Source organism: Novosphingobium sp. GW835-FHT14H07, assembly GCF_058793515.1.
The window spans coordinates 83453-103402 of sequence record NZ_JBXAFX010000008.1; the positions used below are offsets into that span (position 1 = coordinate 83453).

Consider the following 19950-nt stretch of genomic DNA (forward strand, 5'->3'; position numbering starts at 1 on the left):
CTTACCACTCCCCTCGATAGTCGTGGTTGGCATCGACCATCGCCGTCAGGTTGCTCAAGGCACCTGCCGGTTCCACCGTATGACGGCCCGGCAGCTGCGTGCCGGTCTTCGGCTGCTTGCCCGCGGCCAGCTCGTCAAGGATGCGCTCCATGTCGGCGGCGGTCAGGTCTTCGTAGTTGTCGTCGTTGATCTGGACCATCGGAGCCGACGCGCAGTTGCCCATGCACTCGACTTCGGTCAGCGTGAACATGCCGTCTGAGGTGGTGTGGCCCTTCTTCAGGCCCTTGCCCTTGCAGGCGGCCATAACATCGTCCGACCCGCGCAGCATGCAGGGCGTGGTGCCGCAGACCTGCACGTGGAAACGCCCGATCGGGGCGATGTTGTACATGGTGTAGAACGTCGCCACCTCGACCACGCGGATCACCGGCATGTCGAGATACTTGGCCACGTATTCCATCACCGGGATCGGCAGCCAGCCTTGCGTGTTCAGCTCCGCTCCCACCTGGCGCTGTGCCAGATCGAGCAGCGGCATCACCGCCGAGCGCTGGCGCCCCGCCGGATAGCGCGCGACGATCTGCTTGGCCTTCTCGGCATTCTCGGAAGTCCACGCGAAGTCGCCCCAGCGGGCGCGCAGTTCGGGGCTGTCCGGTTCGATATAGCGATCAGCCATTGCTCCGCCCCCGCTTGATCAGGATGTCCTGCGCATAGTGGAACAGCTCGAACCCGCCGATCGCGGCGATCAGCATCGGCAGCGTCTCGGTCGCCTGTGCGCCGAGGTACAATTCGCCGAAGTACCACGCGGCGAGCGCGAGGCCCGTCAGCATGGCCCAGAGGCGCATGAGGTCAAACGTGGACTTCACCGGATAAACTCCACCCGAGAGCACTTGTCGCCCTCGAAAGAATAGACTGCGATCACGTCGAACGGCTCGACCAGTGCCGAACCATCGGTGGCGGGCCCGCGCGTCACATGCTCGCGCATCAGCACGTAGTTGCCGATGGCTTGGGCCTCGACGATTTCGGCATGGTTCTGCGGCCAGCGCGCAAACGCGGCGGCAAGGCCGGAGCGCGTGCCCTCCTTGCCCTCACGCACCACATCCCCGCGATAGTTCGCCTCGCAGGCATCGTCGGTCATGTACGAGACGTAGGTATCCACGTCCTGCGCGTTGTAGGCGGCGATCATCGCCTTGGCTGTCTCGAGATTGCTCACCGGTCACACTCCCCGAACACCACGTCGATCGCGCCGAGAATGGCAGTGGCGTCGGGCAGCATGTGGCCCTTGCACATGAAGTCCATTGCCTGGAGGTGGCTGAACGCCGTCGGGCGGATCTTGCAGCGGTAGGGCTTGTTCGAGCCGTCCGAGACCAGATAGACGCCGAATTCGCCCTTGGGGCTTTCGGTCGCCACGTAGACTTCGCCCGCCGGGACGTGGAAGCCTTCGGTGTAGAGCTTGAAGTGATGGATCAGCGCTTCCATCGACTGCTTCATCTCGGCGCGCTTGGGTGGCACCACCTTGCGGTCGGTGCTGGCAATCGGGCCTTCCGGCATCTGTGCGATGCACTGACGCATGATGCGGGCCGACTGGCGCACTTCCTCGACGCGGACCATGAAGCGGTCATAGCAGTCACCGCTGGTGCCGACGGGGATGTCAAACTCCATGCGGTCATAGACGTCGTAGGGCTGGCTCTTGCGCAGGTCCCACGGAATGCCCGAACCACGGATCATCGGGCCGGAGAAGCCCCACCGCAGCGCGTCTTCCTTGGAGACAACGGCAATGTCGACGTTGCGCTGCTTGAAGATGCGGTTGTCGACGACGAGGCTCATCGCGTCCTCGAACAGCGGGAACAGGCGCTCGTCGATCCAGTCCGCCATGTCGGTCAGCAGCTTGAGCGGCACGTCCTGATGGACGCCGCCGGGGCGGAACCATGCCGAGTGCATGCGTGCGCCGGAAGCCCGTTCGAAGAAGTTGAGACAGTCCTCGCGGATTTCGAACAGCCACAGGTTCGGCGTCATCGCGCCGACGTCCATGACGTGGCTGCCGAGGTTGAGCATGTGGTTGCAGATGCGGGTCAGCTCGGCAAACAGCACGCGCAGGTACTGCGCCCGCAGCGGCACCTCGATGTTCAGCAGCTTCTCAACCGCGAGCACATAGGAGTGCTCCATGCCGAGCGGCGAACAGTAGTCGAGCCGGTCGAAGTAGGGCAGCGCCTGCAGGTAGGTCTTGTGCTCGATCAGCTTCTCGGTGCCGCGATGCAGCAGGCCGACGTGCGGATCGATCCGCTCGATGATCTCGCCGTCAAGCTCCATCACCATGCGCAGAACGCCGTGCGCCGCCGGGTGCTGCGGCCCGAAGTTGATCGTGTAGTTGGAAATGACCTCGTCGCCGGTGGTCGGCGACTGTTCGAGGCTCAGGCTCATGCGCCTTCTCCATCGGTCTTCTTCGCGCGCGTCCGCTTGGGCTTGTCAGCCGCTTCGGTCGCGCCCTCGGTGTCGGCGGTCTTCTTGGCGCTCGGCTTCTTCGCCGGGCGAGCCTCGGTCGGCTCTGGCGCATCGGGAGCGTCGATTTCGGTCTTCACCGCAACCGGCTCACCCTGCCCCTGCCCGGCGACAGTGCCGCCAGTGGCCTTGGAGTTCGAAACCGGCTTGGCCGCTTCGGCATTGGCCTTCTCGCCAGCACCGGTATCGGCCTTGCTGTCAGTCGTCTTGGGCACGTCGGCCTTGGGATCACCCTTGGTGTCGGGCTTGGTCGCCACCGGAGCGGGCGCCGGCGGCGGCGTTGCCGCCTTCTCATCGCCCGGCAGCACGTAGTCGGCACCTTCCCACGGGCTCATGAAATCGAACTGGCGCAGGTCCTGTGCCAGCTGCACCGGCTCATAGACCACGCGCTTGTCTTCTTCCGAATAGCGCAGCTCGACGTAGCCGGTCAGCGGGAAGTCCTTGCGGAACGGGTGCCCCTGGAAGCCATAGTCTGTCAGGATGCGGCGCAGGTCCGAATTGCCTGAGAACAGCACGCCGAACATGTCGTAGACTTCGCGCTCGTACCAGCCGGCGTTCGGCCACAGCGTCGTCACGGTCGGCACCGGCGTCGCCTCGTCGGTCGAGACCTTGACGATCACGCGATGGTTCTTCGTCACCGAGAGCAGGCAGTAGCAGACGTCGAAGCGCTCGGCCCGCTGCGGATAGTCGACGCCCGCGATGTCCATCAGCTGCTGGTATTCGTGATCGTCACGCAAGCGGCGCAGGGCATCCTCGACGCTGTCACGCGCGACGGTGAGCAGGATTTCGCCATGCTCCTCGTCTGCCGAAACCAGCATCGCGCCGAGCGCGGCCACCAGCGTATCCTTCACGCCCTCGTTCGAGGACCAGCGCGGCGCGGAGTGGAGAACGGTCATTGTTCCTTGCTCCTCAGCGCTCGATCGTGCCGGCGCGGCGGATCTTCCGCTGCAACTGCATCACGCCATAGAGCAGCGCCTCGGCAGTCGGCGGGCAGCCGGGTACGTAGATGTCCACGGGCACGATGCGATCACAGCCGCGTACCACCGAATAGCTGTAGTGATAGTAACCACCGCCATTGGCGCACGAACCCATCGAGATCACGTACTTGGGGTCCGACATCTGGTCGTAGACCTTGCGCAGTGCCGGGGCCATCTTGTTGCACAGCGTGCCGGCCACGATCATCACGTCCGACTGGCGCGGCGAGGCGCGCGGGGCAACGCCAAAGCGTTCCATGTCATAGCGGGGCATGTTGACGTGGATCATCTCGACCGCGCAGCAGGCAAGGCCGAAGGTCATCCACCACAGCGAGCCGGTGCGGGCCCACTGGAACAATTCTTCGGTGCTGGTGACGAGGAAGCCCTTGTCGTTCACCTCGGCATTGAGGCTGTCGAAAAACGCCTGGTCCGGCGCCGTAACGGCACCGGCATTGGCAGTAACGAGCGGGTTAGTGGCCATGTTGCTCATTCCCAGTCCAGCGCGCCCTTCTTCCAGGCATAGATGAAGCCGATCACCAGTTCGCCGAGGAAGACCATCATGGTCGTCCACCCGGCCCAACCGGTTTCCTTCAGGCTGACCGCCCAGGGAAACAGGAACGCGGCTTCGAGATCGAAGATGATGAACAGGATCGCGACGAGATAGAACCGCACGTCGAACTGGCTGCGCGGGTCTTCGAACGCGGGGAAGCCGCATTCATACTCGCTGAGCTTTTCCGCGGTGGGATTGTGTGCGCCGGTCAGGCGCGACACGCCCATTGGCAGGAACACGAATGCGGAAGAAAGCGCCAAGGCGATCCCGAGAAAGATCAGGATCGGCAGGTATTGAGACAGATCGACCAAAGGGCTGACTCGCGAAGCTGCAGGTTCGCCTGCGCCCTAGTCCCGACCGCGCCTGTACGCAAGTGGGGTGCATTGCACTAAGGGCGGAATTGCCTGCCCTTTTCCCAGTGCAGCGTGATTGGGCGACGTACGGCCGCCGCCCTGCCATTCGTATGCCTTGCTTACTTCAGCTGCATCTTCAGCGTGCGCGCCGTGGCGGCACCATATGGCGGCTTGAGGCCCGCGATCCTGGCGAGGTCGATCTTCGGTTGGCTGAAGACGGCGCGGGCATGGCTGAACGAACGGAAGCCTTCCACGCCATGATAGCTCCCCATGCCGGAAGGCCCCACTCCGCCGAACGGCAAGTCGTCGGCCGAGACATGAAAAATAACATCATTGACGGTCACCCCGCCCGAGATCGTCCGGCTGAGCACTGACTCACGCTCGGCCCGATCCTCGCCAAAGTAATAGAGCCCCAGCGGCCGGTCGTGGGCATTGACGTAATCGATGGCTTCATCGATCCGCGAATAGGTCTTCACCGGCAGGACCGGCCCGAAGATCTCGTCCTGCATGACCTTCATGTCGTCACTGACGTTGCGCAGGATCGTCAGGGGCAGCTTGTTGCCGTTCGACCCTTCGAAGTTCTCGTTGCCCGGATTTACGACAATCGCCTCGGCGCCCTTTGCCACGGCATCATCGACCAGCCCCGCCAGCCGGTCACGGTGACGCCGGTTGATCACAGAAGTGTAGTCGTCGTTCGCCAGCAGCGTCGGATACATCTGCGCCACGCTCGCCTGCACCGCCCCGATGGCCTTGTGCTCGAGTTCCTCGGGCACCAGCATGTAATCCGGCGCCAGGCAGATCTGGCCTGCGTTCATCATCTTGCCCAGCGCGATCCGCTCCGCCGCCTTGGCAACATCGGCGCTGCGTCCGAGAATGGTGGGCGACTTGCCGCCCAGTTCCAGCGTCACCGGCACCAGATTGTCCGCCGCCGCGTGAAGCACGTGTTTGCCGATCGAGGTCGCCCCGGTGAACAGGAGGTGATCGAACGGCAGCGAGCAGAAGTCCTGGCCCGTCTGAGGCCCGCCCAGAATGACGGCCACCTCCTCTTCACCGAAGAACTTGGGGAACAGATCGGCCATCAGTTCCGAGGTCCGCTCGGTAAACTCGCTGGGCTTCAGCATCGCCCGGTTCCCTGCCGCAAAGGCCTGCGCCAGCGGCCCCATCGTCAACCCGACCGGGAAGTTCCACGGCGCGACGATGCCGATCACGCCCTTGGGCTCGTACCGCACCTCGGCCCGCGCCCCGAGCAGGTTCAGCGGGAAGTTGACGTGGCGCTTCTCCGGCTTGCTCCATGCCTTCATCCGCTTCTGCGAATAGCGGATCAGGCTGATCGAGGGCATGATATCGGTCAGCATCGACTGCTCGTGGCTGCGGTGGCCGAAGTCGGCGCTCATCGCTCTGGCGAAATCCTCGCCATGCGCCAGCAGCATCCTGGCGCAGCGCTCCAGACGGTCGTTGCGCGTCGCCAGAGGCTCGGGCCGGGCTGCCATAAAGGCCTCGCGCTGCTTGCCTAGCGCAGTCATCATTTCGTCGCGCGCCGTTTCCTTGAACATGTCGCCCCGCTCCCCGAATCGCTTTCAGCCCGGCCCCTGCAAAAGGAAGAGCAGCCATGCCGTAGCGGCAAGGCAGGTCCCCAGCGGCAGTGCCGTGTCAGCGTCGATCTTACGCTTGCTGACAAGCATGACAATAGCCGCTGCAATGCCGATGATGCTTGCACCAAGCATCGTCTCGACGACACCCAGCGGCCCCAGCCAGAGCCCGATCGCGCCGAGCAGCGGAGGATCGCCCGAGCCCATCCCCTCGCGCCCGCGAGCCTTGAGATAGAACCTCGCGATCAGCCACAGCAGAGCATAACCCACCACGCCCCCGGCAACGGCTATACCGATCACTCCTGTGTCATCGATCACTCTGGCGCGGGCGATTGACACAAGCAGCCCGCTTGCGGCCAGCCAGCCCACAAGCAACCGCGGCAACCACAAGTGTCGCAGATCGAGCAACGCCAGCAGCAGCAACTGCCACCCCAGCAGCATGGCGGCGAGCGCCAGGCCTTCACGCGCCAGCAACAGAGATGCCACGCCAATGGCGGCGCCGCCCAGTTCGCAGGCAAGCTGCCATCCGCCGATGCGCGCACCGCAGGAGCGGCACTTCCCCCTTTGCATCATCCACGACAGAACAGGCACCAGTTCGACCACCGTCAGAGCCTTGCCGCACCCGTCGCAGGCGGACCGACCGGTCACGACCGAACGTCCCGAGGGCAAACGCTCCAGAGCAGCGCCTAGAAAACTCCCGACAATTGCGCCCAGAATGGCCGAACCGACCAGCGGAACGCCTGCAGGCAGGCTCGAAAATGCAGGACCCAGCATCTGTTCGACCAATGCCCCATTTGCGTTCGCTGCAGTGCAGCACTATGTACGCGGATGAACGCGGGAGCACACAAGCCCGCGCATCAGCGCCCAGACACAAGGGCCAAATGCAAAGGTCAGTCAAGACATGGCACAGTTCTCGTCAGCCGATCCCGTCGTCATCCTGTCCTATGCCCGCACCCCCATGGGCGCGATGCAGGGAGCCTTGGCAGATGTTTCTGCCACAGATCTCGGCGCCACCGCAGTCAAGGCCGCGGTCGAGCGCGCAGGCGTATCGCCCGATGGCATCGACCGCATTTACATGGGCTGCGTGCTTCCTGCAGGCCTCGGTCAGGCCCCTGCTCGCCAGGCGGCTATCAAGGCTGGCCTGCCCAAGTCGGTTCAGGCGACCACGGTCAACAAGGTTTGCGGCTCGGGCATGCAGACGATCATCATGGGCGCCGAAGCCCTCGCCTCGGGCAGTGTCGATGTCGTTGTTGCCGGCGGGATGGAATCGATGACCAACGCGCCGTACCTGCTCAAGAAGCACCGCTCGGGCGCGCGCATCGGCCATGACACCGCCTACGACCACATGTTCCTCGATGGCCTCGAAGATGCCTATGAAGCCGGCCGCGCCATGGGCACTTTCGCGCAGGACACCGCCAACGCCTATCAGCTGACCCGCGAACAGCAGGACACCTACACCGTCGAATCGCTGCGCCGCGCCCAGACTGCTGTTGCCGATGGCACCTTCAAGGACGAGATCGCCCCCGTCACCGTCAAGACGCGCGCCGGCGAAGTCACTGTCGACACCGACGAGGCACCCGGCAAGGGCCGCCCGGACAAGATTCCGTCGCTGAAGCCTGCCTTTGCCAAGGACGGCACGATCACCGCAGCCACGTCCTCGTCGATTTCAGACGGTGCCGCCGCTGTCGTGCTGGCCCGTGAAAGCACTGCCAAGGCAGCGGGCCTCGCCCCGGTCGCAAAGGTCGTCGCGCTTGCCGCCCACGCCCAGGAACCCAAGGACTTCACCACCGCCCCCGTCGGTGCGATCCAGAAGGTTCTCGACAAGGCCGGATGGTCGATCGCCGATGTCGACCTGTTCGAAGTCAACGAAGCCTTCGCCTGCGTTGCCATGTTCGCGATGCACGACCTCGGCATCCCGCACGAAAAGATCAACGTCCATGGCGGCGCAACGGCGCTCGGCCATCCCATCGGTGCGTCGGGCACCCGCATCGTCACCACGCTGATCGCCGCCCTCAGGAAGCATGGCAAGACCAAGGGTGTCGCCAGCCTCTGCATCGGCGGTGGTGAGGCAACGGCCCTGGCCATCGAACTCGTCTGATCGGCAAGAGCCTAGGCGGCGTGGACAAATTCCACAGCGCCACGGCTGGAGGCAAAAACCGCCAGTTCAAGGAGGCGAGGAAGCGCAATATCGGGAATATTGCGCGACGAGCCGACGCCGAAATGGCGGTTTTTGGTCCAGCCTAGAACAACGAAAGACCCCGACCGCAAGGCCGGGGTCTTTTCGCATCAGGAACAAGGCAGCGTCAGGGCTTTCCCGCGCCCCACACGGCGGTCGCCTTGATATAGCCTTTGCGACCGTCAACGTCGAAGCTGCACCAGCCAGCCTTGCAGTCGCCGATCTTGCCCATGACCCCCGGGGCCACGCGCCAGAGCAGACGCCCGGATCCGTCCTTGTTCTCGCGCAGGCCGGTGATGGCGCCCTTGACGATTCCGGTCTGGTCCCTGCTCAGGAATTGCGCGAGCATCCAGCCGCGCGCGCCATCGGGATCTTCGACCAGGCGCCAGCCCCCCATCACGCGCAGCACTTTCATGGGGACGCCCTTGCGCGTGTAGGTCCAGTTGATCCGATATTCCCGACCCGGTCCCACGCGCATGTTCGCGGTGTCCTTGCGGGTCGATACCCAATACGGCACGCCGTCTTCTGCGTCCTGCGCAAGAGCCGTCGGCGCAAGCAGGGCGCAGGCGACTGATGCGATAACGGCAGCAGGGGCACGACTGTAGCGATTGATCATGTACCAGCCGTCGCAAAAATGACCGGCAAGAGCAACACCACAGCGTGCTCTGTCCACGATGGCGGGCCGTCACCATGCTTGACCGCTGCCCCACCCCGGGCCTAGCTTTGCATCCATGCCGAGTTCCGCCGACTATCGCCCGACCCGCCGCGTCGATGGCACCCCGCGCGTCGCCGTCACCCGCCGCCTGCTCCCGGAAACGGAAGCGCGGATGAACGAACTTTTCGACGTATCCCTGAATGCCGAAGACCGCGCCATGTCGCGCCACCAGCTTGTCGCGGCGATGCAATCGGCCCATGTCCTCGTCCCCACCGTAACGGATCGCATCGACGCGGCAATGATCGCCGAAGCGGGTCCGCAGCTCGGCCTGATCGCCAACTTCGGTGCGGGCACCGAACATATCGACCTTGCCGCCGCCCGAGCGCGCAAGATCATCGTCACGAACACGCCCGGCGTATTTACCGACGACACCGCGGACATGACGATCGCCCTGATCATCTCGGTCGCCCGCCGCTTGAACTATGGTGGCCGCACGCTGCGCGCCGGCAAGTGGGAAGGCTGGGCTCCTTCCACCATGCTTGGCCACCGGCTCGCCGGAAAGACGCTGGGCATCATCGGCATGGGGCGCATAGGCCAGGCCGTGGCGCATCGCGCCCGGGCCTTCGGCCTCAATGTCCTCTACAACAGCCGCCACCGTCTGCCCGAAGCGCTCGAGACGATGTTCGGCGCAAGTTTCGAGCCCGACCTCGACAGACTGGTCGCCGAGGCGGACATTCTGACGCTGCACTGCCCGGCAACGCCCGAAACGCATCACATGATCGACGCGCGACGCATCAGCCTGATGAAGCCGCACGCCTACATCGTGAACACGGCAAGGGGCCAGCTGATCGAGGAGGAGGCCCTCATCGCAGCGTTGGTCGATGGCCGCATCGGTGGTGCCGGCCTGGACGTGTTCGAACACGAACCGCAGGTCGATGCGCGTCTCCTGGCCCACCACAACGTCGCAATCCTGCCACACATGGGCAGCGCCACATTCGAGGGCCGCATCGCTTCGGGTGACAAGGTCATCGCCAACATCCGCTTCTGGGCAGATGGTCATCGCCCGCCAGACCAGGTGCTCGAGGGTCTCGTCTGACGATTGGCAATTGTCCGAAACTGGAACCGTTCGTCGCGTTTCGCACAACAAACGGTTGCTGGCGCGCTTGTGCGCTGCCGCAATGTTGCTCTAAAGCCCCGCGCGGAGAGGATCTGGTGCAGCACCGCTGCGCGAGGGGGAGAGTCACGCATGCGTAAACTACTGGCGATGGCCTGCGCTGCAGGAGCAATCCTGCTGCCCGCATTGGCCCATGCCCAAGGCGCTGTCAGCGTCGAAGACGTTGCCGATACCGGCGACACCGCCTGGATTCTGGTTTCCTCGGCCTTCGTGCTGATGATGGCGATGCCGGGGCTTACACTGTTCTACGGAGGTCTCGTCCGCGCCAAGGGCTTCCTTGCCGTGCTCGTGCAAGTGGGTGCAATCGCGGCCGTCGCGTCTGTGCTTTGGGTGATGGTCGGCTATACTCTGGCCTTCGGCGACGTCTCGGGCGGATGGCTCGGCGCTGGCAACGCCTGGATGCTCCTGAACCTCGGCAACGTCCGCGCCAATACGGCCATTCCCGAAAGTGCCTTCGCCCTGTTCCAGATGTGCTTCGCACTCATCACGCCCGCGCTGATGGTCGGTGCCTGGGTCGATCGCGCGCGCTTCGGCTGGGTCGTCGCCTTCTCCGCACTGTGGAGCCTGCTGGTCTATGCACCGGTCGCACACTGGGTCTGGGGCGGCGGCTGGCTGGCAAGCCGCTTCGGCACGCTCGATTTCGCGGGCGGGATCGTGGTCCACACCACTGCCGGCGTATCGGCGCTGGTCGTCGCGATGCTGCTGGGCAAGCGCTCCGGGTTCCCCAAGACGCTGATGCTGCCGCACAGCCCTGCCCTCACCATGGCGGGGGCCGCCCTCCTCTGGGTCGGCTGGTTCGGCTTCAACGGGGGCTCGGCCCTCGCCGCCAATGACGATGCCGCCTCGGCCATCATCAACACGCATCTCGCAGCCTGCGTCGCGGCGCTGGTCTGGATCGGCATCGAAAAGCTCAGCGTCGGCAAGGCCACCTCTGTCGGCTTTGCCACCGGCGCCATCGCCGGCCTCGCCACCGTGACGCCTGCCGCCGGGTTCATTGCCCCCGGTTCGTCCATGCTGTTCGGCGTGGTGGCTGCGGCTGTCTGCTATCCCATGATCCAGCTGGTCAAGCAGCGGCTCGAGATCGACGATTCGCTCGATGTCTTCGCCGTGCACGGCGTTGGCGGAATGATCGGGTCCCTGCTGCTGGCGGTGTTCATCTCGCCTTCCTTCGGCGGCACCGGCTTTGCCGAGGGCATGACACTCGGCCGTCAGGTCGTCGCCCAGGTTGCCGGCGTCGGGATCGTGGCGATATGGAGCGGCATAGCAACCGTCGTCTGTTCGCTCATGGTTTCGATGGTCATCCCCATGCGCGTCAGCGAAGACGAGGAGCGCGAGGGGCTCGACATCACCAGCCATGGCGAACGCGCCTGGGAATTCGATTGATCGGTCGCTGGCAAGGCGTGGCTTGCCCAAGTCGCGCCTTGCAGCGGCCAAAGCCCGGCCATAGTCTGTCGCCATGACCGCAACCGAGGCCGAAGTCCCGTCCCTCCTTGAACAGGATCTGTGCACAGGCTGCGCAGCCTGCTGCGACGGCACGATTTTCACGTACGTCGAAGTCAGCCGCGACGAGGAGCAGGCGCTTGGCGATCGTTTCGCGATGCAATCGCGCGAAACCGATGCAATCTTCTTCCAGCCTTGTCCGCATTCGGTCTGCCAGAGCTGCCAGATCTATACGATCCGCCCCGAAACCTGCCGGAAGTTCCGTTGCAAGACGCTGAAAGCCTTGCGCGCCGACGAGATCGAGAGTGCCGAGGCGTTCCGACGCGTGGACGAAATGTTGAGGGCGCGCGAACAGTTGCAGCCATTCCTGATCGCAGGCGAGACGCTCAACGCTGCACGTGAACGCCGCGGACAGATCGCCGCCAGCGCCGAGCGCACCGCATCAGAAACGGCTTTCGTGCTCAAGCTGACCGCGTTCGACCTCCTTCTGGACCGCTATTTTCGCGATCCCCGCAAGGCGATGTTCCGTCATAAGCCTTCCGGACAGGAGGCCGCGTAACCCGCCACCCTACACCACCTTCCTTTAGTTATGATCGGCACCCTGTAGAATTTTCTGTGATTCCATGACCTTCGATAAGTAGCGAGCCTGCGCTGCCGTCAGTATCATCGCGTCCATGCCCGATGCTGACGACCTTTCCACGGCAAGCAGGCTTTGCCTGGCCTGCGGCCTGTGCTGCGATGGTACGGTGTTCGGCTTTGCCCACATCGAGGAAGAAGAGGTCGAGGACACGGCAGGGATCGGCCTGCAGACCATTCGCACGACCAATGACGAGCCGGCATTTCTGCTTGGCTGCCACTATCTCGATGGTGCGGCCTGCACCCGATACCGGGATTGGAGGCCCTCGGTCTGTGGCGATTACTTCTGCGAGGTCCAGAAGCGCGTGGGCAAGCAAGAGCTGGCCGAGGATGAAGCTTTCAGCATCATTGCCCGCGCCCGGCAGATGACTGAGGAAATCAAGGCCTTGCTGCCACCGGGGGTGCCAATCTCGCAGGCGCGCAGGCTCTTCAAGGATCTCGCAGCGAAGCGCCCGGATATCGCGCCCGATGAAGCCACCTTCGTCGTCAAGATGTTCGTGCTGGAACGCTTCCTCGATAGCGCGTTCAGAGGAGCGAAGCGTGCTCATCTGCGCAGTGCGGCACAACCGGCACCCTCCCGGCAAGACACCGGCGCAGCATAGCGAACCTCGGTCGCGGCCTTGCCTAAAGTTATCCGGGCTTGGTGACTAATTTCCCCGCCATGCTTGCCTTCCGACAAATGGCGGCACGCCGCTGTCAAATGTATGATAGCCGGGATGTCGGCACCCGCACCTGATCTCACGCTGGAAAGCAGGCTTTGCCTGGCATGCGGCCTGTGTTGTGACGGCACGCTCTACGAAGATGCCAAGATCCGCGAAGACGAAGTCCGCGATGTCGAAAGCATCGGTCTGACGACATCGCGCAACGCGCAAGGCCATCCCACTTTCGTATTTGCCTGCCGTTATCTCGATGGCGCCTGTTGCGCCCGCTATGAACAATGGCGCCCATCGGTCTGTTCAAAATTCTTCTGCAGGGTCCAACAAAGGACGCGCGCAGGAGAATTGACCGAGGAACAGGCCATGGAAAAGATCGCCGCTGCTCGCCAACTCGTCACCGAGGTCAAAGCTACGCTGCCTGCAGGCATGCCGATAGTCGAAGCGCGGCATCATTTCACGCGCATTGCCGCAAAGAAGCCCGATCTTTCGCCGATGGAAGCCCGCTTTGCGGTCAAGATGTTCGTGCTCGAACGCTTTCTGGATCTCGAATTCCGCAAGCCAGACAAGGGTCACCTGCCAGCCGAACGTAGATCCAGCATTCCGGCCTGAACGGAGCGTCGCGCCGGCAAAGCGCGGGACGCTCCGTTGGCCGGCAAAGGTCAGTCCCCGGTCAGGATCCGGTCGACGAGTTGCTTCACCGTCGGGGTGAAGTTGTTCGAATAGAACGGATCCTGCTTGAAGCGATAGGCCGCGTGGCCTGCGAACATCAGGTTCTTGTCGATGTCGCCGCCGTGCGCGATGTCCTGCAAGGTCTTCTGGATGCAGAAGCTGCGCGGGTCCGCGAGGCGCCCGGTGGTGTAATCGTCATGGTCTTTCCATGAAGAGAACCCGCAGTGCGACAGGCAACCCATGCAGTCCTTCTGATCCTGCTGGATCTCGTCACGCTCTTCCGGCGTCACGAACACCATGGTGTCGTCCGGCGTGCGCAACGCGTGCACAAACCCCGCGCCATGCCATTCGCGCGCCCGGGCCAGATCGTTCGGCGTCACCCAGAAGTTCTTGCCCCGCACACCAACGTCCAGCTGCGCGGTATGCTCACCGGCCTCGACGCGCGAGTACGGGATCTGCCGCTCGGAACGTGCTTCCAGGGCGCGTAGGAAAGGATTGCGCACGGCCGAGGAATAGAAGCCCGTGGGCGAGAAGCGGTGCAGCAGCACGTCGCCCGGCTCAAGCGTGCGCAAGTGATCCTTCCACCCCTGCGGGATCGGACTTTCCTCGGTCAGCAACGGGCGCGTGCCAAACTGGAAGGCAATCGCGCCCAGTTCCGGATTGTCGATCCAGTCGTTCCACTCGCGCAGGAACCACACGCCACCTGCCATAACGATCGGCACGTCATCCGAGACACCCTCGGCGCGCATCACGTCGCGCAGTGCCTTGACGCGGGGATAGGGATCTTCCGGCTTCCTGGGATCTTCCGCGTTGGAAAGGCCGTTGTGCCCGCCCGCCAGCCACGGATCTTCGTACACCACCGCCGCAAGCAGGTGCGAGACCTTGTGATAGGCCCGCTTCCACAGTGCACGAAATGCACGGCCCGAGGACACGATCGGCAGATAGTTCACGTTGAACCGCGCCGCGATCTCGGAAAGCTTGTAAGGCATGCCCGCCCCGCAGGTCACGCCCGTCACCAGCCCGCGGGTCTTTTCCAGCACGCCTTCGAGCACGGCCTGCGCGCCGCCCATTTCCCACAGCACGTTGATGTTGATCGCGCCCTTGCCACCGGCAATGTCATAGGCACGCCTGACCTGCTCGACCGCGCCATCGATGGCGTACTTGATCAGTTCCTCGTGGCGTTCCTTGCGCGTGAGGGCATTATAAACCTGTGGAATGATCTTGCCTTCGGCATCGTAGCTGTCGGCATTGACCGCGCTCACCGTGCCGATACCCCCGGCCGCGGCCCACGCGCCCGAGCTCATGTGATTGGTCGCCGCAACACCCTTGCCGCCCTCGACCAGCGGCCAAACCTCGCGGCCGCCATAGAGAATCGGCTTCAACCCCTTGAACGCAGACATCAATTTCCTTTCAACGCGCTTGTCGCGCTCGCACCCTTGGCCGTCTTCAGACGGCACGGCTTTATCTCGCCCGGTTCGGGACGGCTCTTCGCCGCGACGAACTGGGCATAATACCCCGCAATCTCTGGTTTACGGTGAAATTCATCCAAGCGAAAGCCCACGGCTTCCAGTTCGCAGATCAGCAACGCCGGAGGAATGCCGTGCCGGTCGGTCGAACGATCGAGATCGACCACCACGATCTTGCCCCCCGCCTTCAATGAAGGCCACATTCGCCACAGGAACGCATAAGGCTCAGTCACTTCGTGATACATGTGGATCATCAGCACGCGGTCGAAGCTGCGTTCGGGCAAGCGCGGATCGTCCACGCCGCCTGGCTTGATCGAGACGTTGTCCAGCCGGTCATGTTCGACACGTGACCCAAGCCGCCGCAAGGCGTCGCCATCGATGTCCTGCGCCAGCACGCGCCCCTTGGTGCCGACCCGCTCGGCAAGGCGTACGGTGTAGTAACCTTCGCCCGCCCCGATGTCGGCAACGCTCATGCCCGGCTGTATCCCGGCCAGGTTCATCACCATGTCCGCCTCGCCCAGGCGGTCACGTTCCTGCTCGTTGGAAAAAGCGTTGCTGACCACGCCGGAAACGGGGCGGTCAGCGGTAGGAAACTCGCGCGACGTTTCAGGACGCTTGTCGTCCACCTGCGGCTTGCACGCAGCAATGGCCAGCGACGCCAACACGGCGAGTGCGACTGAACGATGGGCCGAAGCCCGCCGCATCAGTCGTCATCCTCCACGGTCACCTTCTCGCCCGTCACCTTCTGCGAAAGTGCGGCAGCCATGAACGGGTCAAGCGCGCCATCGAGAACTTCGGTCGGGTTGGTGGAGACCACCCCGGTCCGCAGGTCCTTCACCTGCTGATAAGGCTGCAGCACGTAGGACCGGATCTGGTGCCCCCAGCCGATCTCGGTCTTGGCGGCATATTCGCCGCTCGCCGCAGCCTCGCGCTTGGCCAGTTCTGCTTCGTAGATGCGCGCCTTCAGCATGCCCATCGCGGTTGCACGGTTCTTGTGCTGGCTGCGGTCGTTCTGGCTGGCAACGATGATCCCGGTCGGAATGTGCGTGATGCGCACCGCCGAATCGGTGGTGTTGACGTGCTGCCCGCCCGCACCCGAAGCGCGATAGGTATCGATCTTGAGGTCCGCCGGGTTGATCTCGACCTCGATGTTGTCGTCGATCTCGGGATAGACCCAGACCGAGCTGAACGAGGTGTGCCGCCGCGCCGAACTGTCATAGGGGCTGATGCGAACCAGACGGTGCACGCCGCTCTCGGTCTTGGCATAGCCGTAGGCGTTCTCGCCCTTGATCAGCAGGGTGGCAGACTTGATGCCTGCGGCTTCGCCCGCGTGATAATCGACCAAATCGACCTTGTAGCCATGGCGCTCCGCCCAGCGCGTATACATGCGCTGCAGCATTTCCGCCCAGTCCTGGCTTTCTGTCCCGCCGGCGCCGGCATGGACTTCAAGGAAGCAGTTGTTGGCGTCAGCCTCCCCGGCAAGCAGGGCCTGCACCTTGTCGTTGTCGGCGCGGTCGGCCAGCGCGGCCAGCGTGGCAAGGCCTTCGTTCACCGTGGCCTCGTCGCCTTCCATTTCGCCAAGCTCGATGAATTCTATCGCATCGGCCATTTCCTGACCGATCTCGTTCACCGTCCCGATCGAGGCCTCGAGCCGCCTGCGCTCGCGCATCACCTCTTCGGCCTTCTTGGGATCATCCCACAGCTTCGGGTCCTCGACGCGGGCGTTCAACTCGTCGAGACGGCGCACGGCGCGATCCCAGTCGAGGAACTTGCGCACCAGCGCCAGCGCGGCATTGATGCGGTCGATATGGGCCTGCCCTTCGGCACGCATGGGGCTGAACTCCGGTCAATTCGAAACAAGAACGAACTGCGCCGCTTAGCGAAGCGGGCAGGCATGTAAAGCCCAAGCGTGAAATGCCGAGTGCGTAATGGGGCGCGCTGTCAGCCCTTGAGCTTGCGCACCGCAGCAAGCGTCATCTTAACGTGGTCACGATAGTCCATGTCGGAATGAACCATCACGATCTTGCCGTTGCGGGCGATGACATAGCTGGTGCGCTTGGTCAGTCCGGTCGAGGAACCATCAGGCTTGCGCAGGTCCACATCATAGGCCTTGATCAGCGCGGGGCTGGCGCTGGCTACAGCGAACTTGTCGCGGCAGGCCTCGGTCGAGAACTTCTGCAGCGTCGCCACGTCGTCGTTCGACATGCCGATGACCGTCGCGCCCGCCGCCTTGAACTGCGCGGTCGCTTCGGCAAAGGCGTGCGCTTCCAGCGTGCACCCTTGCGTGAACGCCTTGGGGTAGAAGTACAGCACCACCGGTCCCTTCTTCAGCGCCTGATGCAGCTTGAACGAGAACGGCTTGCCAGCCAGCGCCCCTTGCGCTGCGAAATCCGGCGCTCTCGCACCGGTCGGCAGCTCGGCAAGGGCCGGAGCGGAAACGGAAACGGCGAAGGCTGCGGCGGCAGCAAAAAGGGTGCGGATCGTCATGCGAGGACGCTAACAGACCTCACCCCTCATCGCCAATGCCTTTCGGGGCAGCTCTCCGCTCTTCGGCTGATCAGTAGATTCCGCCCTGCTCCTCCAGGAAGTCCTGCTCCACAGGCGCTTCCTCGGCGCCGCCTTCCGGAATGCCGCGCGCGGCACGCGCTCTGCGCAATGCGTCAATCACCGCCTGCTTGGCACTGACTTCACCTTCGCGCGCCGTGCGGCGGGGTTCGGTGTCCGGCTTGAAGGCTTCCCAGATGACCGACGCCTTCGCCACGTCGTTCTCGGGCGTCCCACCGAACACGCGCTTGCCTGAAACGCGGTCGATCTTGACCATTCGCACGCCCTCGGGAACTGCGAAGGGAATGTCCTTCCAGCGCGCCCGGGTCTCCTGTACCAGCTGCTTGAAGACCGGCGCCGCGATGCGCCCCCCCTGTGCGTATCCGCCAAGGCTGCGCGGCTGGTCGTAACCGATATAGACGCCCGCGATGATGTCCGGCGAGCCCCCCACGAACCACACGTTGGTCGGGCCGGAGGTCGTCCCGGTCTTGCCGAACAGCGGCAGGTTGAGATCGCGCAACGTCACCGCCGTGCCGCGCACCACCACGCCTTCAAGCATGTGGACCACCTGATAGGCCGTGCGCGCGTCCAGGACCTGCTTGCCGGTCGGCTTGAAGCGCGGCATCGGCTTGCCGTCCCACTGCGCCATGGAGCAGTTGTCGCAGCGGCGGTTGTCGGCGCGCCAGATCACCTTGCCGTTGCGGTCCTGCACGTAGTCGATCAGGCTCGGGTTGTGCTGACGCCCCTGGTTGGCCAGCGCCGCATAGGCGTTGACCATCTTGAGCACCGTAGTGTCCCCGGCGCCAAGCGCCATTGAAAGGTAAGGCTCGTACTCGCCGATCCCGACGTTCTTGATCGTGCGCACCACCTTGTCCATGCCCACGTCGTTGGCCACCCGCACCGTCATCAGGTTGCGCGATTGCTCGAGCCCCCAGCGCATGGTGTGACTGCCCGATCCGCCTTCGTTGCCGAAGTTGCGGAAGCATTTCTCGCCCAGTGCCGCGCCCTGATAGACGCAGAAGGTCCCGTCGACGACCATCGAGGCCGGCGTCATCCCGTTGTCCAGCGCCGTGGCATAGACGAACGGCTTGATCGTCGAGCCCGGCTGGCGGTTGGCCTGCGTCGCGCGGTTGAACGAGCCCAGCCGCGCGTCGAACCCGCCCTGCATCGCCAGCACGCGGCCGTTCTGCGGGTCCTCGACCACCATGCCGCCCGAAACCTCGGGTACCGTGCGCACGGCGTAGGTCGAGCCATTGACCGGCGCCACCGCCGTCACGTCACCCGGCTTGATGCTGTCCGGCAGCCCGATCAGACTGGCAGTCTGTCCATCCGAAAAACCCACCTTGCCCGAAGAGCCGCTGCGCGAAAGCAGCACGCCGATCCGCCAGTTCTGGTAGTTGATCGAGATGTTGCTGGTGATCAGCTCGGTCTGCCAGCGATCGTTATCCACATCCAGCCGTGCGATCGGCCCATGCCAGGCGCGACCACCGGAGTAGCGCAGCAGAGCCGCCCGCAGCGAATTCTGCGCCGCGGTCTGCAACTGCGTATCGAGCGAAGTGCGCACCCACAGCCCCCCGGCATAGACGCTGTGCGGGCCGTCCTCGGCCTTCTCGCCGAATTTCTCGATCAGCTGGCGGCGCACTTCTTCCAGGAAGTAGCCCGCATCGGCCGTATAGTTCTCGGCGCGACGCGGCTTGAGCCCCAGCGGCATGGCCTGCGCGGCGGCGGCTTGTTGCGGCGTCGCCCAGCCGTTCTTGACCATCTGGTCGAGCACCCAGTTGCGACGCTCGATCGCCATGCTTTCATACTGCGCACGACCATAGCGCTCCGGTGCCTTGGGCAGGATCGCAAGGAACGCGGCCTCATGCAGCTGCAGGTCGCCCACGTCCTTGTCAAAGTAGGCCCGCGCTGCAGCCTGCACGCCGAAGCTCTGCCGTCCCAGCGGAATCTCGTTGAGATAAAGCTCAAGGATCTGCTGCTTGTTCAGCACGCCCTCGATCCTGCGCGCGAGGACCATTTCCTTGAGCTTGCGCGTGATCGAATACTCGTCGCCGATCAGGATGTTCTTGGCCACCTGCTGGGTGATCGTCGAACCGCCGCGCGCACGTTCGCCCGAGCCGTACTTGGTCACATAGTCGACCACCGCCCCGGCAAAGCCGAGGTAGTCGATCCCGCCATGGCTCCAGAAGGTCTTGTCCTCGGCCGAAAGGAACGCATTGATCATCGGCTCGGGGAAATCGACGAAACGCAGCTGCACGCGGCGTTCGCGGGCATAGCTGGAAACGATTTCGCCATCATTGCCCCGCACCATCGTCGGCAAGGGCGGCTGGTAGGTGAGCAGCGTGTCAGCCGAAGGCATCGTGCGGATCACCGCCACCCACAGCACGAACCAGCCTACCAGAATCGCGCCAATGGCGTAGTTCAGGAAGCGGAAGCGGCGGCTCTCGCCCCACTTTGTGCGATACCACCGGGAAAGGTTACCCCACCGTGCACGACCTTCGTCGCGGATGAGCTTGAACCGGGATTGCTGGGACGTCTCTTCGGCCATGTTGCAGGGCCTCTAGCACGCCCGCGC

At 63.9% G+C, this 19950-nt stretch carries 21 protein-coding genes; 6 read left to right on the forward strand and 15 right to left on the reverse strand.

Annotation, left to right across the window (positions count from 1 at the left end; genetic code table 11):
• Nucleotide 1: 1 nt before the first annotated feature.
• The 9 genes from AC1Q5P_RS09560 to AC1Q5P_RS09600 all read right to left on the reverse strand — a co-directional run bounded on the left by AC1Q5P_RS09560 (nucleotide 2) and on the right by AC1Q5P_RS09600 (nucleotide 6733).
• Nucleotides 2-670, reverse strand: a complete 669-nt coding sequence (locus tag AC1Q5P_RS09560) for a complex I 24 kDa subunit family protein (RefSeq protein WP_492518796.1) — start codon at nucleotides 668-670, stop codon at nucleotides 2-4.
• Nucleotides 663-860, reverse strand: a complete 198-nt coding sequence (locus tag AC1Q5P_RS09565; protein ID WP_062342107.1) for a hypothetical protein — start codon at nucleotides 858-860, stop codon at nucleotides 663-665. Before AC1Q5P_RS09565 ends, AC1Q5P_RS09560 begins: the two co-directional genes overlap by 8 nt.
• The gene (locus AC1Q5P_RS09570) at nucleotides 857-1207 is read right to left on the reverse strand and encodes a nuclear transport factor 2 family protein (protein WP_196274640.1); all 351 of its coding nucleotides are present in this window, start codon (nucleotides 1205-1207) and stop codon (nucleotides 857-859) included. The genes AC1Q5P_RS09565 and AC1Q5P_RS09570 overlap by 4 nt, the downstream gene beginning before the upstream one ends.
• Nucleotides 1204-2415, reverse strand: coding sequence for an NADH-quinone oxidoreductase subunit D (locus AC1Q5P_RS09575; RefSeq protein ID WP_492518797.1), 1212 nt, complete (start codon nucleotides 2413-2415; stop codon nucleotides 1204-1206). The genes AC1Q5P_RS09570 and AC1Q5P_RS09575 overlap by 4 nt, the downstream gene beginning before the upstream one ends.
• Complete coding sequence (locus AC1Q5P_RS09580) at nucleotides 2412-3389, reverse strand: NADH-quinone oxidoreductase subunit C (protein ID WP_492518798.1); 978 nt, start codon at nucleotides 3387-3389, stop codon at nucleotides 2412-2414. Before AC1Q5P_RS09580 ends, AC1Q5P_RS09575 begins: the two co-directional genes overlap by 4 nt.
• Nucleotides 3390-3402: 13 nt before the next feature.
• On the reverse strand, nucleotides 3403-3957 hold the full coding sequence (locus AC1Q5P_RS09585) for a NuoB/complex I 20 kDa subunit family protein (protein WP_039331362.1): 555 nt from the start codon (nucleotides 3955-3957) through the stop codon (nucleotides 3403-3405).
• Nucleotides 3954-4328: an NADH-quinone oxidoreductase subunit A gene (locus AC1Q5P_RS09590; RefSeq protein WP_039331365.1), complete on the reverse strand. Its 375-nt coding sequence runs from the start codon at nucleotides 4326-4328 to the stop codon at nucleotides 3954-3956. The genes AC1Q5P_RS09585 and AC1Q5P_RS09590 overlap by 4 nt, the downstream gene beginning before the upstream one ends.
• A gap of 161 nt (nucleotides 4329-4489) precedes the next feature.
• The gene (locus tag AC1Q5P_RS09595; RefSeq protein WP_492518799.1) at nucleotides 4490-5923 is read right to left on the reverse strand and encodes a coniferyl aldehyde dehydrogenase; all 1434 of its coding nucleotides are present in this window, start codon (nucleotides 5921-5923) and stop codon (nucleotides 4490-4492) included.
• Nucleotides 5924-5947: 24 nt separating this feature from the next.
• Complete coding sequence (locus tag AC1Q5P_RS09600; RefSeq protein WP_492518800.1) at nucleotides 5948-6733, reverse strand: prepilin peptidase; 786 nt, start codon at nucleotides 6731-6733, stop codon at nucleotides 5948-5950.
• 127 nt (nucleotides 6734-6860) lie between these two features.
• On the opposite strand from AC1Q5P_RS09600, the gene AC1Q5P_RS09605 reads away from it, so the two are divergent.
• Nucleotides 6861-8057 carry an acetyl-CoA C-acyltransferase gene (locus AC1Q5P_RS09605; RefSeq protein WP_193828077.1) on the forward strand — a complete coding sequence of 399 codons (1197 nt, stop codon included), beginning with the start codon at nucleotides 6861-6863 and terminating at the stop codon, nucleotides 8055-8057.
• Nucleotides 8058-8262: 205 nt separating this feature from the next.
• On the opposite strand, the gene AC1Q5P_RS09610 is transcribed toward AC1Q5P_RS09605, so the two are convergent.
• Entirely contained in the window at nucleotides 8263-8751 is a 489-nt protein-coding gene (locus tag AC1Q5P_RS09610) for an SH3 domain-containing protein (RefSeq protein ID WP_039331370.1), read from the reverse strand.
• Between the two features lie 115 nt (nucleotides 8752-8866).
• Between AC1Q5P_RS09610 and AC1Q5P_RS09615 the strand changes: the two genes are divergently transcribed.
• From AC1Q5P_RS09615 to AC1Q5P_RS09635, 5 genes are all read left to right on the forward strand, one after another.
• Nucleotides 8867-9886: a 2-hydroxyacid dehydrogenase gene (locus tag AC1Q5P_RS09615; RefSeq protein WP_062342093.1), complete on the forward strand. Its 1020-nt coding sequence runs from the start codon at nucleotides 8867-8869 to the stop codon at nucleotides 9884-9886.
• A 150-nt stretch (nucleotides 9887-10036) separates the two neighbouring features.
• Nucleotides 10037-11347 (forward strand): ammonium transporter, encoded by a 1311-nt coding sequence (locus AC1Q5P_RS09620; protein WP_039331372.1) that lies wholly within the window; start codon nucleotides 10037-10039, stop codon nucleotides 11345-11347.
• A gap of 73 nt (nucleotides 11348-11420) precedes the next feature.
• Complete coding sequence (locus AC1Q5P_RS09625; RefSeq protein ID WP_492518801.1) at nucleotides 11421-11963, forward strand: YkgJ family cysteine cluster protein; 543 nt, start codon at nucleotides 11421-11423, stop codon at nucleotides 11961-11963.
• A gap of 115 nt (nucleotides 11964-12078) precedes the next feature.
• Nucleotides 12079-12642: a YkgJ family cysteine cluster protein gene (locus AC1Q5P_RS09630; RefSeq protein ID WP_039331374.1), complete on the forward strand. Its 564-nt coding sequence runs from the start codon at nucleotides 12079-12081 to the stop codon at nucleotides 12640-12642.
• 114 nt (nucleotides 12643-12756) lie between these two features.
• Nucleotides 12757-13305 carry a YkgJ family cysteine cluster protein gene (locus tag AC1Q5P_RS09635; protein ID WP_039331376.1) on the forward strand — a complete coding sequence of 183 codons (549 nt, stop codon included), beginning with the start codon at nucleotides 12757-12759 and terminating at the stop codon, nucleotides 13303-13305.
• 50 nt (nucleotides 13306-13355) lie between these two features.
• On the opposite strand, the gene AC1Q5P_RS09640 is transcribed toward AC1Q5P_RS09635, so the two are convergent.
• From AC1Q5P_RS09640 to AC1Q5P_RS09660, 5 genes are all read right to left on the reverse strand, one after another.
• Nucleotides 13356-14765 carry an NAD(P)H-dependent flavin oxidoreductase gene (locus AC1Q5P_RS09640; RefSeq protein ID WP_039331378.1) on the reverse strand — a complete coding sequence of 470 codons (1410 nt, stop codon included), beginning with the start codon at nucleotides 14763-14765 and terminating at the stop codon, nucleotides 13356-13358.
• Complete coding sequence (locus AC1Q5P_RS09645) at nucleotides 14765-15535, reverse strand: class I SAM-dependent methyltransferase (RefSeq protein ID WP_492476476.1); 771 nt, start codon at nucleotides 15533-15535, stop codon at nucleotides 14765-14767. Before AC1Q5P_RS09645 ends, AC1Q5P_RS09640 begins: the two co-directional genes overlap by 1 nt.
• Complete coding sequence (gene prfB / locus AC1Q5P_RS09650) at nucleotides 15535-16662, reverse strand: peptide chain release factor 2 (protein WP_039331382.1); 1128 nt, start codon at nucleotides 16660-16662, stop codon at nucleotides 15535-15537. Before prfB ends, AC1Q5P_RS09645 begins: the two co-directional genes overlap by 1 nt.
• A gap of 110 nt (nucleotides 16663-16772) precedes the next feature.
• Nucleotides 16773-17318 (reverse strand): peroxiredoxin, encoded by a 546-nt coding sequence (locus tag AC1Q5P_RS09655; protein WP_062342086.1) that lies wholly within the window; start codon nucleotides 17316-17318, stop codon nucleotides 16773-16775.
• 70 nt (nucleotides 17319-17388) lie between these two features.
• Nucleotides 17389-19923, reverse strand: a complete 2535-nt coding sequence (locus AC1Q5P_RS09660; RefSeq protein WP_039331385.1) for a penicillin-binding protein 1A — start codon at nucleotides 19921-19923, stop codon at nucleotides 17389-17391.
• Between the last annotated feature and the right edge of the window lie 27 nt (nucleotides 19924-19950).

Bases quoted from the DNA above. Each gene is read 5' to 3' on its own strand.
- AC1Q5P_RS09560 (WP_492518796.1), bottom strand. From the start codon at position 670: ATGGCTGATCGCTATATCGAACCGGACAGCCCCGAACTGCGCGCCCGC.
- AC1Q5P_RS09575 (WP_492518797.1), bottom strand. From the start codon at position 2,415: ATGAGCCTGAGCCTCGAACAGTCGCCGACCACCGGCGACGAGGTCATT.
- AC1Q5P_RS09580 (WP_492518798.1), bottom strand. From the start codon at position 3,389: ATGACCGTTCTCCACTCCGCGCCGCGCTGGTCCTCGAACGAGGGCGTG.
- AC1Q5P_RS09585 (WP_039331362.1), bottom strand. From the start codon at position 3,957: ATGAGCAACATGGCCACTAACCCGCTCGTTACTGCCAATGCCGGTGCC.
- AC1Q5P_RS09595 (WP_492518799.1), bottom strand. From the start codon at position 5,923: ATGTTCAAGGAAACGGCGCGCGACGAAATGATGACTGCGCTAGGCAAG.
- AC1Q5P_RS09600 (WP_492518800.1), bottom strand. From the start codon at position 6,733: ATGCTGGGTCCTGCATTTTCGAGCCTGCCTGCAGGCGTTCCGCTGGTC.
- AC1Q5P_RS09605 (WP_193828077.1), top strand. From the start codon at position 6,861: ATGGCACAGTTCTCGTCAGCCGATCCCGTCGTCATCCTGTCCTATGCC.
- AC1Q5P_RS09610 (WP_039331370.1), bottom strand. From the start codon at position 8,751: ATGATCAATCGCTACAGTCGTGCCCCTGCTGCCGTTATCGCATCAGTC.
- AC1Q5P_RS09615 (WP_062342093.1), top strand. From the start codon at position 8,867: ATGCCGAGTTCCGCCGACTATCGCCCGACCCGCCGCGTCGATGGCACC.
- AC1Q5P_RS09620 (WP_039331372.1), top strand. From the start codon at position 10,037: ATGCGTAAACTACTGGCGATGGCCTGCGCTGCAGGAGCAATCCTGCTG.
- AC1Q5P_RS09625 (WP_492518801.1), top strand. From the start codon at position 11,421: ATGACCGCAACCGAGGCCGAAGTCCCGTCCCTCCTTGAACAGGATCTG.
- AC1Q5P_RS09630 (WP_039331374.1), top strand. From the start codon at position 12,079: ATGCCCGATGCTGACGACCTTTCCACGGCAAGCAGGCTTTGCCTGGCC.
- AC1Q5P_RS09635 (WP_039331376.1), top strand. From the start codon at position 12,757: ATGTCGGCACCCGCACCTGATCTCACGCTGGAAAGCAGGCTTTGCCTG.
- AC1Q5P_RS09640 (WP_039331378.1), bottom strand. From the start codon at position 14,765: ATGTCTGCGTTCAAGGGGTTGAAGCCGATTCTCTATGGCGGCCGCGAG.
- AC1Q5P_RS09645 (WP_492476476.1), bottom strand. From the start codon at position 15,535: ATGCGGCGGGCTTCGGCCCATCGTTCAGTCGCACTCGCCGTGTTGGCG.
- prfB (WP_039331382.1), bottom strand. From the start codon at position 16,662: ATGCGTGCCGAAGGGCAGGCCCATATCGACCGCATCAATGCCGCGCTG.
- AC1Q5P_RS09655 (WP_062342086.1), bottom strand. From the start codon at position 17,318: ATGACGATCCGCACCCTTTTTGCTGCCGCCGCAGCCTTCGCCGTTTCC.
- AC1Q5P_RS09660 (WP_039331385.1), bottom strand. From the start codon at position 19,923: ATGGCCGAAGAGACGTCCCAGCAATCCCGGTTCAAGCTCATCCGCGAC.